This is a genomic window from Sulfuricaulis sp., from assembly GCF_049587675.1.
Classification (GTDB): Bacteria; Pseudomonadota; Gammaproteobacteria; order Acidiferrobacterales; family Sulfurifustaceae; genus Sulfuricaulis.
In genome coordinates, this window is the sequence record NZ_JBAVEJ010000054.1 from 1 (window position 1) to 1,867 (window position 1,867).

General features: G+C 64.3%; 3 protein-coding genes. All 3 read right to left on the bottom strand.

Going from position 1 to position 1,867, the window contains the following annotated elements:
* The coding region (gene hisG, locus WB402_RS02705; protein ID WP_424205378.1) for an ATP phosphoribosyltransferase at window positions 1–453 on the bottom strand (453 nt) is incomplete at its 3' end.
* On the bottom strand, window positions 454–735 hold the full coding sequence (locus tag WB402_RS02710) for a phosphoribosyl-ATP diphosphatase (RefSeq protein ID WP_424205379.1): 282 nt from the start codon (window positions 733–735) through the stop codon (window positions 454–456).
* A 44-nt stretch (window positions 736–779) separates the two neighbouring features.
* Window positions 780–1,867: sugar porter family MFS transporter (locus WB402_RS02715; protein WP_424205380.1), on the bottom strand; the 1,088-nt coding region annotated here is incomplete at its 5' end.

Consider the following 1,867-nt stretch of genomic DNA (forward strand, 5'->3'; position numbering starts at 1 on the left):
GGCGTCGGCTACCCCCAATTGCACAGAAATCTCGACGGCGCCGTCCAACCGGATGACCGTCGCGTCAATGCCCTTGTCGGCGAGATCTTTTCGCACGAGATTGGGGTATGCGGTGGCGATGCGCTTGCCGGCGAGATCCCGTTCCGTCCAGTCGCGGCCCTCGGGTGCGGCGTAACGGAAGCTCGACGAACCGAAACCCAGCGCGAGACGTTCGCGCACCGGAGCCTGTGATTCGCGGGCGAGGTCGCGTCCGGTGATGCCGAGGTCGAGGTCGCCGGACCCGACGTAGATCGCGATGTCCTTGGGCCGCAGGAAGAAGAACTCGACGTCGTTGGCGGGGTCGATCACCGTCAGGTCTTTCGGGTCGCTGCGACGGCGATATCCGGCTTCGGCCAGGATCTCGGTGGCCGGCTCACTCAGTGCGCCCTTGTTGGGCACCGCTACTCGTAGCATCTACAGCTTCCGGTACACGTCGTCGAGGGTGATGTTGCGCGCGATCATCAGCACCTGCGTCCAATACAAGAGTTGGCTGATCTCTTCGGCCAGCTCGTCGTCGCTCTGGTGTTCGGCGGCCAGCCATACCTCGCCGGCTTCTTCGAGGATCTTCTTGCCCAGTCCGTGTACGCCGCCGTCGAGCGCGGCGACAGTGCCGCTGCCGGCGGGCCGGGTCCGCGCTTTTTCGCTCAGCTCGGCGAACAGCGCGTCGAAGGTCTTCACGGGTCGCGATTGTGTCATGGGGGCGTGACGCGGTCACGCGGGTTTCAGCCCCGGAGGCCGCCTCAAGAGGCCGCGTGGGGTTCGTGGTGCCACGCCTCGTCGTGCATGTCCTCCAGCGTCTTGCCCTTGGTCTCTTCCACCCACTGCCAGACGAACAGGAACGACAACACAGCACACAGCGCGTAGAAGCCATACGCCAGGCCCAGGTGATGACGCAGCGCGGGGAACGACACCGTGATGGCCCAGTTCGCCGCCCACTGGCCTGCCGCGGCCAGCCCCAGTGCGGCGGCACGGATGCGGTTCGGGAACATCTCGCCCAGTAGTACCCACACGACCGGACCCCACGACATACCAAACGCGACCACAAAGAGATTCGCCGCGATGAGCGCGATCGGACCGGACGCCCCTGTCAGAATCGGTTGTTCCTTGCCGTCGACGAGGCCGATATGCGCGGTGGCGAAGATCACGGCCATCGTCGCCAGCGTGGCAGCCATGCCCGTGGAACCGATGAGCAACAGAGGCTTGCGACCGATCCTGTCGATCAGCGCGATTGCGATCAGGGTCGTCGCAACGTTGACCACCGAGGTGATGACGGTGTATTTGGCCGACTGATTGGCGCTGAATCCCACCGCCTGCCAGAGCACATTGGAGTAATAGAAGATCACGTTGATCCCGACGAACTGCTGGAAGACCGAGAGACCCAGGCCCACCCAAACGATGCCGTACAGGCCGCCGACGGGCTTTTTCAGATCGCGCCACGAGGGCTTGTCCTCCCGCTCCAGCGTCTCGCGAATCCGGCCGATGGTGATTTCCAGGTTCTTCGCGCCGAGCAGGGTTGACAGCACCTTGCGGGCTTCCGGAATCCGGTGGCAGGCAACGAGATAGCGCGGCGACTCGGGGATCGTGTATGCCAGTATGCCGTACACGATCGCGGGCACCGCCATCACGATGAACATCCACCGCCACGCCGCCTGCCCCAGCCACAGATCGTTCTTTGCGTCGCCGCCGGCGATGTACTGCAACACCCAGGTCACAGCGAACGACAAGAAGCTTCCGGACACGATCGCGAGCTGTTGCAGCGAACCCAGCCGGCCACGAATGCCGGGCGGCGAGGTCTCGGCGATATAGGCCGGGGCAATGACCGATGCGA